Below are 9,256 nucleotides of genomic sequence, written 5' to 3'. Positions count from 1 at the left end.
GTGTAGCGCTACAATACATCTTGGACAGTAGAATAAAAAAGTAGAAGGATATGACCTCAATCGGTTATAGTTGAGTTGGCACACAAAACTTACCGAGAAAGGAGACCATATCCTTCATGAGCAAGAGTATAACACAGGACATGGCGTATCGGCAATCCCTGATGAAGTACGCAGAGAAATATGGCGTCAGCCGCGCCAGTCGAAAATACAACAAAAGCCGGTCGTACATCTACTTCTGGAAGGAACGCTGGGACAGCACAGTACAATCTCTGGCTTGCCGCTCAAAACGCCCGCACAGTCACCCGAAGCAGCATACATCCGAAGAACTCAAGCTGATTCAGAATATGCGCCGCCGCAATCCAAATCTTGGTATGGTGGAGCTGTGGCACCGGCTGCGCAAACGAGGATACACCCGCCGCCCAGAGAGCCTGTTTCGGGTCATGCGCAGACTGGGATTATTCCCTCCATGCAACAAAAAATCAGCCTACAAACCCAAACCATATGAGCAAATGAGCTATCCTGGCCAGCGCGTTCAGGTGGACGTGAAAGTGGTTCCTCGCGGTTGTATTGCCGATTCGGAACTGCGCTTGTTCCAGTATACCGCCATCGACGAGTTCACTCGCTTGCGTTTCCTGGCAGCATACCCTGAACAAAGCACATATTCTTCCGCAGACTTCCTCAGAAAATTATCCAGCTGGTACGCTCGCCGCGGCATCCGAGTCGAGTGTGTACAGACCGACAACGGTTTTGAATTCACCAACCGCTTTTCCAACAGCCAACGGGATCTGCCAACCCTCTTTGAATCCACTGCTGCGAAACTGGGCATACGGCACAAACTCATCCGCCCCTACACGCCCCGCCACAACGGCAAGGTGGAGCGAAGTCACAGGGAGGATCAGAAACGTTTCTTTGCCTGTCACAGTTTTTACTCTCTCGACGACTTTGCCAGGCAGCTCGCTGTTCATAATCGCCGCTCCAACAATTTCCCCATGAGGCCTCTCAACTGGCTTTCTCCTTATGAGTTCACTGTCCAATATGTTTGACAAACCTACAAAGGGGAGAATTCGACGCGGGCGGCGCCCCTTCCTATTTTGCCCGCCCTGTGCTACAATACAAGCAAAGTGAAAAGAAGGAGGGCGAAGCCCATGCGCGCTTATGAGCGTTTCCTTGATTATGTGAAGATTTACACCACCTCCGATGACCACAGCGCCACCCACCCCAGCACAGCCCGCCAGTTTGACCTGGCCCGCCTGCTGGAAGGGCAGATGAAGGAGCTGGGCCTTGAGGACGTGCGGGTGGACGAACACTGCTATGTCTACGGCGTTTTGCCCGCCACCCCCGGCTGCGAGGATAAACCGGCCATCGGCCTCATCGCCCACATGGACACCGCCCCCGACGCCCCGGGCGAGAACGTGAAGCCCCAGGTCATCGAGAACTACGACGGCGGCGACGTTCTGTTCACCGGCACCGGCGAGTACATGCGGGTGGCCCAGTTCCCCGAGCTGGCAAACTGGAAGGGCCAGACCCTCATCACCGCTGACGGTACCACTCTGCTGGGCGCGGACGACAAGGCAGGCATCGCCGAGATCCTTACCGCTGTGGAACGGCTGCAGAAAGAGGACATTCCCCACGGCAAGGTCTGCGTGGCCTTTACCCCTGACGAAGAGGTGGGCGAAGGCGCCGACCTGTTCGATGTCAAGGGCTTCGGCGCCGATTATGCCTACACGGTGGACGGCGGTGATGTGGGCGAGCTGGAATACCAGAACTTCAACGCGGCCTCGGCCTTCGTCACCATCCATGGCTTCTCGGTGCACCCCGGTAGCGCCAAGGACTTGATGAAAAACGCCCAGAACATTGCAATGGAACTGCACGCCATGCTGCCCGCCAACGAGCGCCCGGAGCACACCGAGGGGACCGAGGGCTTTTACCACCTGTGCGAGATGAGCGGCACGGTGAGCGAGGCGAAGCTGGAATACATCATCCGTGACCACGACATGGAGAAATTCAAGGCCCGCAAGGCCGCGATGACCGCTGCCGCGGATGCTATCAACGAAAAGTACGGCGAAGGCACCGCGGAGCTGGAGCTGAAGGACAGCTACTACAACATGGAGCAGGAAATTCTGCCCCACTACCATCTGATCGAGAATGCCCAGCTGGCGGTGAAACAGGCCGGGCTGGAGCCCAAGATCGTGCCCATCCGGGGCGGTACCGACGGGGCGCGGCTCTCTTTCATGGGGCTGCCCTGCCCGAACCTCGGCACCGGCGGCTTCAACTTCCACGGCCCCTGCGAATACATCACGGCGGAGAAGATGGACAAAAGCGTGGAGATTTTGCTGAACATCCTGAGCATCTACGCCCACTGACCTACGCTTCTTTCCCCTTGTAAGGAGGATGCGGTATGAAATTTTTGGCAGGCCTTTTCCGGCAGCGGCTGGTGCTTTCCAGCTACGACGCGGTCCAGGTGGCGGCGGCCCGCATGGCGCTGCAAGAGGGCGGCGTCAAGTTCAAGGTGCGCCAGCACACCGACGACCTGATGCCCCGCTCCATGAATGGGCAGGTGCTCCCGTTCCTCACCCGGGCTGCCACCGAGTATAAGATCTTTGTGGACAAAGACGATGAGGAACTGGCGGAATACCTCATCAACGGCGGAACACTGTAAACAAACCAAAGCCCCGCAGGCATGTGCCTGCGGGGCTTTTCTTGTCATTCAGGGGTCGGCGATCTCGCCAGTCTCAAAAGCGGTGTTGGTCTTGCCGGGGAAGGGGTAGGTGCGGGCCCCGTCCGCCGAAAGGCTTTCCAGCCCGTAATACTTTGCCGTGTCGGCGCAGACCCAGTCGGCGGGGTCCTGGCGCAGGTCGGGCAGGCCCCAGCCGGCGCACCAGCGGGTGTAGGGCTCGATGGCGTAGGTCACCACTTCCGTTTCGCCCGCCGCGGCGCTTTCCAGAAGGGCGGCCTCCCGCGTCTGGCGCATCACAAAGAAGCTGGCAATGTCGTACCCCGCCCAGACGAACTGCACCGCCGCCGCCATGGCGAGGCCGGCGGCCCCGGCGGCCAGCGCCCGGCGGATGCCCCTGCCCTCCAGCTGCACCGCACAGGCGGCGCAGGCGGCGGTGAGGAAGGTGAACACGCCGTGGGTGGAGCGGTCATAATAAACAGGGGAGAGGATCATGGCAAAATTCGCACCCAGCGCCGCCGCAAAGAAAACGAGGGGCCGGAACAGCCCGGCCGCGCCCGGCTTTTGCATCGCCAGCAGGCAGAACAGCACGGCAAAAAGCACCAGCAGCACCAGCCCGCCGCCGCTTGCCAGCTGATCCAGCGCGGTGAGAAAGCGCACCGCCAGAACGGTCAGGGGGCCGCGGGGATCGGCGGCGGCGTCCTGCCGCTGGTAGTTGCCCGGCGCCAAAATCAGCAGCGCGAAGCCCGCCAGCGCGCCCAGAAGGCCCAGCCAGGCCCAGAGGGGAGCTTTTTTGTCCCGCCAGAGGAAGAACCCAACGCAGAGCACCAGCGCCACCAGCAGCCCGGCGCTGGTGTTCTCGCTGGCCCAGCCGGCAACGAGGCCCGCAAAAAGGCAGACGGGCGCGAGCCAGCGGCGCGGCGCAAGGCACTGGCGCAGATGCAGCGCATAGGGAACCAGCGCCGCCATGCAGAAAAAGGTGGCCCAGAGGTAGTTCACCGAGCCGCACATCCACAGGTTCGTCTGGCCGAACACCGGTGAGACCATCCAGAGGCTCAGATAAATGAGTGCCAGCACTGCCGGATCGAAACGCTCTTTCCGGCCCAGCGCCAGCCGGTGAAGAAGGAGACCAAGGCCGGCGTATACTGCGGCGTTCAGCAGGTTGAATACGCCTTTCGGCAGTACGGTGAAGCCCTGGGCCAGGCACTTGATGATAAAGCGTCCGCTCCAGTGAAAGTAGTGATACCACTGGCTTTCCAGAACGCTGAGAAGTCCGGTCAGCCGCTCGCCGGTGGCATAGCTGAAGGAGAAGGTGTAGTCGTCTGCCACATAGGGCGTCAGACAGTTGAAGACCAGCATGGCAAGAAACACCAGCACCGCCATGCCTGCCGTCAGCTTTTCGGACAGCGGGGCGGTTTTCCACTTGTCTTTCAGGGTTTTCCCTCCTTTGCCAAACGGGCGATTTATTTTACATAGTTATACCACAAATATAGAGAAATCGCAACGCGGCCCGGCTGGGACAATGAACCGTGGACAAGCGGCGGCAATAAAGATATAATGGACAGAGAAAGCGAATTTGAAATCCAAAGGGAAGGAATGAGAGCGTGCTTCGATCTCTCTTTGTGAACGGAATATTCAGCTGGCTCGATCTGATCCTGCTGGGCTGGACCCTGGGCCTTGTATGGCTGGGGGGCTTCACCCTGGCGCACAAAGGAAATTTTACCGACAAAGTGCGATACGGTCTGAAAAACGAGCGCTTTCTGTTCGGCGGCTGGGCCGCTGAGGCACGGTATACCATTGGCGGCTGGTTGTTCCTGGCTGCGGTGGCGCTGCTCCAGTTCGACATGTTCTTTATGAACAGTCTTGTTCGGGAGAGAGGCTATGCCTGGCACAGTTTCCTGGCGCCCAAACTGGAAGTGATCTATTTCGTCGCCATTGTTCTGAAGCTGGTGTTTTTCACCCGATATTCCGGCTGGCAGCTGGGTGTGGGTTGGTGCTTTTTCTTTGTGTCCCGCTGGGTGTTCATCAATGATCATGATTTCTGGGTCATCACCGGCATCCTGTTTGCGCTGGCTGCCAAGGATGTGCCGCTTCGGCGTACTCTGAAGGCCAGCCTTGCGGTGAGCACCGCCAGCGTTCTGTCAACCGTGTCGATCTACCTCCTGGGATGGATTGACACAGTGGAATACACCGGGAGTGCAGGACGGCTCAGAAACAGCTTCGGCTACGGTTGGTACAACCTCACCGGCGCCATTTTGCTGGGGCTCTGCGTCATGTATCTGTGCTGGCGGCAGGTGAAAAAACTCAGATGGTTCGATTTTACTCTGCTGGTGGCTGCTCTTGTGTTCTGCGATCAGGGCCCGGACAGCCGCGCCGCCACCGTGTGCATTGCGTTGTTGCTTGTATTGACTGTGATTTTGCGGTTTTTCCCCGCCATGGCAAGACCCTTCTGGGTGCGCGTGCTTGTGAGCGCGGCTCCCGCGGTTGCCTTTGCTTTCAGTCTGCTGGGCGGTCTGTTTTATAGTGCGGACAGCAGACTTTGGATCCGGCTGGACGGCCTTTTCACCGGACGTCTCAGCCTTGCAAACGAAGCCCTTACCCAGGCTCCCGTTGCCATTGCCGGGCAGCAGCTTTTGGGCGAAGACTTTTTGGTGGATAACTTCTACGTCGCCCAATGGATCTACGCTGGCCCGGTGATGAGCCTGTTGCTCTGGGGCGCGGTCACGCTGCTGCTGTGGAAACTGATGAAAAAGGGCGCGGTCACCGAGAGCGCCTGTCTGGTGGTGATGCTGGCCCACTCATTCATGGAAGGCCACTTCATCTGGCCCTGTATCAACGTGTGCCTGTGGCTGCTGCCCTGCGCGCTGTACCTGCTTCCCCAGAACCGCACGCCCAGTTTTGCCCCGGAGGAAAAACAGACATGAGGCGTATTACCGTTGGTGTTCTGGCCCATGTGGACGCGGGCAAAACGACCTTGAGCGAAGCGCTGCTTTATCGGGGCGGGCGGCTGAAAAAGCCCGGCCGCGTGGACCACGGCGACGCCTTTCTGGATACCGACGAGATGGAACGGCGCAGGGGCATCACCATCTTTGCAAAGCAGGCGGTGCTGCCGCTGGAAAGCGCGGTGATCACCCTGTTGGATACCCCCGGGCATGTGGACTTTGCCGCAGAGGCGGAGCGCACCCTCTCGGTGCTGGACTGCGCGGTGCTGGTCATCAGCGGCCCGGCGGGCGTGCAGAGCCACACCCGCACCCTTTGGCAGCTGCTGGCGCGGCACCGGGTACCCACCTTCGTGTTTGTGAACAAGATGGACCTGCCGGGGGCGGAAAAAGCCGCGGTGCTGGCAACGCTGAACAGCGCTCTTGATGACGGGTTTGTGGATTTTGCGCTGCCTGCCGAGGAACTGGCCGAGGAACTGGCCGCCCTGGACGAAACGGTCCTGGAAGAATATCTCAACACCGGCACGGTGAGTGAACAAAGCACCGCCGGGCTCATCGCGGCCCGGCGGGCTTTTCCATGCTGGTTTGGCTCTGCGCTCAAACTGCAGGGGGTGGATGAATTTCTTGCCGGCCTGGAGCATTGGACACCTGTGCCGGTGTACCCGACGGCCTTCGGCGCCCGGGTGTTCAAGATATCCCGGGACGAGCAGGGAACACGTCTCACCCACATCAAGGTGACCGGCGGAAGCCTGAAAGCCAAGACTGTGCTGGAGGGAGTTACTGCTTCGGGCGAGCACTGGCAGCAGAAAGCAGACGGCCTGCGCCTCTATTCGGGTGCAAAATTCGCGCCTCTCTCAGAGGCGGAAGCCGGCGCCATCTGCGCCGTCATCGGTTTGGAACACACCTGGTCCGGCGAAGGGCTTGGAGCGGAGAGGGACGGGATCAATCCGGCGCTGGAACCGGTGCTGGCCTGCCAGGTACTGACGCCGGAGGGAACGGATGTCTCCGACTTGCTGGCGAAACTGCGCCTGCTGGAGCAGGAGGACCCTCTTTTGCAGGTGGAGTGGAACGAGGGAGCCGGCCGTGTGCAGGTGCGCCTGATGGGCGAAGTGCAGCAACAGGTGCTGACGCAGCTGATGAAAAGCCGCTTCGGGCTGGACGTCGCCTTCGGCCCGGGCAGCATTGTTTACAAAGAGTCCATCGCGGCCCCGGTGGTGGGGATGGGCCACTTTGAACCCCTGCGTCACTATGCCGAAGTTCATCTTCTGCTGGAACCGGGCGAGCGGGGCAGCGGCCTTGTGCTGGAAAGCCGGGTGAGCGAGGACGAGCTGGACGGCAACTGGCAGCGGCTGGTGCTGAGTCATCTGGCGGAGCGTCGGCACCCCGGCGTGCTCACCGGCAGCCCCATCACTGACATGAAAATTGCCCTGGTGGCAGGCAAAGCCCACCTGAAGCATACCGAAGGCGGCGACTTCCGCCAGGCTACCTTCCGGGCGCTGCGCCAGGGTCTTATGCGGGCGGAGAACATCCTGCTGGAGCCTTGGTATTCTTTCCGCCTGGAAGTTCCCGCGGCGAATGTGGGCCGGGCCATGTCGGATGTGCAGCGGATGAGCGGCAGGTTTGACCCGCCCGAGACACTGGGCGAGACTGCGCTGCTCGTCGGGGAAGCGCCGGTGAGCGAAATAACCGGCTACGCAGCCCAAGTGGCGGCCTATACCAAGGGAGAGGGCCGTTTATCCCTGACGGTGAAGGGGTATGAGCCCTGCCACAACGCTGAAGCGGTCATCGCCGGCATTGGCTATGACCCCGAGCGGGACACCGAAAACCCTGCCGATTCGGTATTTTGCAGCCACGGTGCGGGGGTGGTGGTACCCTGGCAGGAGGCAGCGGCAAAAATGCATTTAGAAAACCGGGTGCACTTAGGTGAAGAAGAGGAACAGGCTTCTACACCCGTTCCCGCCCGCACCGCACGTCCGGTGTCGGGCAGCCTGGAGGAGGATGCCCAGCTGGCGGCCATCTTTGAACGCACCTACGGCCCGGTGCAGCGGCGGGAGTTGTTCCGCAGCCCGAAGGAGGAGAAAGCCGCCGGCCCCGCCGGCCCCTGGAAGAAAACGCCGGAGCATCTGCTTGTGGATGGCTATAACGTCATTTTTGACTGGCCGGACCTGAAAAAATTGGCGGCCCAGGACCTTTCCGCCGCCCGCGAGGCGCTGATACAGATCCTCTGCAACTATCAGGGCTATCATCAGTGCACCTTGATCGTGGTGTTCGACGCCTACCGGGTGACCGGTGGCGCGGGCGGCGTGCAGAAAGAGGGCGGTGTCTGGGTGGTCTACACCAAGGAGGCCGAGACCGCCGACGCCTACATCGAAAAAGTGACCTATGAACTGGGCAAGCTGGAAACGGACCGCCGGGTACGGGCGGTCACCAGTGACGCTGCCGAACAGCTGATTTTGATGGGCCACGGCACGCTGCGGGTGTCCTCCCGGATGTTCCGTCGGGAGATGGAAGCCACCGAGCGAGAAATCGACGCGATCATCGCCGCGCACAATGCGAAACGGCGTTGAACTAGAGACCGACGGATTCCAGCTGTAGCGCTACAATACATCTTGGACAGTAGAATAAAAAAGTAGAAGGATATGACCTCAATCGGTTATAGTTGAGTTGGCACACAAAACTTACCGAGAAAGGAGACCATATCCTTCATGAGCAAGAGTATAACACAGGACATGGCGTATCGGCAATCCCTGATGAAGTACGCAGAGAAATATGGCGTCAGCCGCGCCAGTCGAAAATACAACAAAAGCCGGTCGTACATCTACTTCTGGAAGGAACGCTGGGACAGCACAGTACAATCTCTGGCTTGCCGCTCAAAACGCCCGCACAGTCACCCGAAGCAGCATACATCCGAAGAACTCAAGCTGATTCAGAATATGCGCCGCCGCAATCCAAATCTTGGTATGGTGGAGCTGTGGCACCGGCTGCGCAAACGAGGATACACCCGCCGCCCAGAGAGCCTGTTTCGGGTCATGCGCAGACTGGGATTATTCCCTCCATGCAACAAAAAATCAGCCTACAAACCCAAACCATATGAGCAAATGAGCTATCCTGGCCAGCGCGTTCAGGTGGACGTGAAAGTGGTTCCTCGCGGTTGTATTGCCGATTCGGAACTGCGCTTGTTCCAGTATACCGCCATCGACGAGTTCACTCGCTTGCGTTTCCTGGCAGCATACCCTGAACAAAGCACATATTCTTCCGCAGACTTCCTCAGAAAATTATCCAGCTGGTACGCTCGCCGCGGCATCCGAGTCGAGTGTGTACAGACCGACAACGGTTTTGAATTCACCAACCGCTTTTCCAACAGCCAACGGGATCTGCCAACCCTCTTTGAATCCACTGCTGCGAAACTGGGCATACGGCACAAACTCATCCGCCCCTACACGCCCCGCCACAACGGCAAGGTGGAGCGAAGTCACAGGGAGGATCAGAAACGTTTCTTTGCCTGTCACAGTTTTTACTCTCTCGACGACTTTGCCAGGCAGCTCGCTGTTCATAATCGCCGCTCCAACAATTTCCCCATGAGGCCTCTCAACTGGCTTTCTCCTTATGAGTTCACTGTCCAATATGTTTGACAAACCTACAT

General features: G+C 59.3%; 7 protein-coding genes. 6 read left to right on the top strand and 1 reads right to left on the bottom strand.

What is annotated here, in order from left to right:
- Nucleotides 1-116: 116 nt before the first annotated feature.
- The 3 genes from ACH2AT_RS10045 (at nt 117) to ACH2AT_RS10035 (ending at nt 2,659) form a co-directional block, all read left to right on the top strand.
- Complete coding sequence (locus ACH2AT_RS10045) at nt 117-1,043, top strand: DDE-type integrase/transposase/recombinase (RefSeq protein WP_394965708.1); 927 nt, start codon at nt 117-119, stop codon at nt 1,041-1,043.
- A gap of 102 nt (nt 1,044-1,145) precedes the next feature.
- On the top strand, nt 1,146-2,363 hold the full coding sequence (pepT, locus tag ACH2AT_RS10040) for a peptidase T (protein WP_394965714.1): 1,218 nt from the start codon (nt 1,146-1,148) through the stop codon (nt 2,361-2,363).
- Nucleotides 2,364-2,398: 35 nt separating this feature from the next.
- Nucleotides 2,399-2,659, top strand: a complete 261-nt coding sequence (locus tag ACH2AT_RS10035; protein WP_394965712.1) for a hypothetical protein — start codon at nt 2,399-2,401, stop codon at nt 2,657-2,659.
- A gap of 48 nt (nt 2,660-2,707) precedes the next feature.
- On the opposite strand, the gene ACH2AT_RS10030 is transcribed toward ACH2AT_RS10035, so the two are convergent.
- The gene (locus ACH2AT_RS10030) at nt 2,708-4,069 is read right to left on the bottom strand and encodes a DUF6056 family protein (protein WP_394965716.1); all 1,362 of its coding nucleotides are present in this window, start codon (nt 4,067-4,069) and stop codon (nt 2,708-2,710) included.
- A gap of 209 nt (nt 4,070-4,278) precedes the next feature.
- Here ACH2AT_RS10030 and ACH2AT_RS10025 point away from each other — a divergent pair, with 209 nt between their 5' ends.
- The 3 genes from ACH2AT_RS10025 (at nt 4,279) to ACH2AT_RS10015 (ending at nt 9,245) form a co-directional block, all read left to right on the top strand.
- Complete coding sequence (locus tag ACH2AT_RS10025) at nt 4,279-5,598, top strand: hypothetical protein (RefSeq protein WP_394965711.1); 1,320 nt, start codon at nt 4,279-4,281, stop codon at nt 5,596-5,598.
- Nucleotides 5,595-8,180, top strand: a complete 2,586-nt coding sequence (locus tag ACH2AT_RS10020; RefSeq protein WP_394965710.1) for an NYN domain-containing protein — start codon at nt 5,595-5,597, stop codon at nt 8,178-8,180. The genes ACH2AT_RS10025 and ACH2AT_RS10020 overlap by 4 nt, the downstream gene beginning before the upstream one ends.
- A 138-nt stretch (nt 8,181-8,318) precedes the next feature.
- Nucleotides 8,319-9,245 (top strand): DDE-type integrase/transposase/recombinase, encoded by a 927-nt coding sequence (locus tag ACH2AT_RS10015; protein WP_394965708.1) that lies wholly within the window; start codon nt 8,319-8,321, stop codon nt 9,243-9,245.
- The last annotated feature ends 11 nt before the right edge of the window (nt 9,246-9,256 follow it).

This window comes from Candidatus Allofournierella excrementigallinarum (genome assembly GCF_944388085.1).
Taxonomy (GTDB): Bacteria; Bacillota; Clostridia; order Oscillospirales; family Ruminococcaceae; genus Allofournierella_A; species Allofournierella_A excrementigallinarum.
The sequence above is the reverse complement of the archived record's forward strand: the minus strand, read 5'-3'. Positions and strand labels throughout refer to the sequence as shown.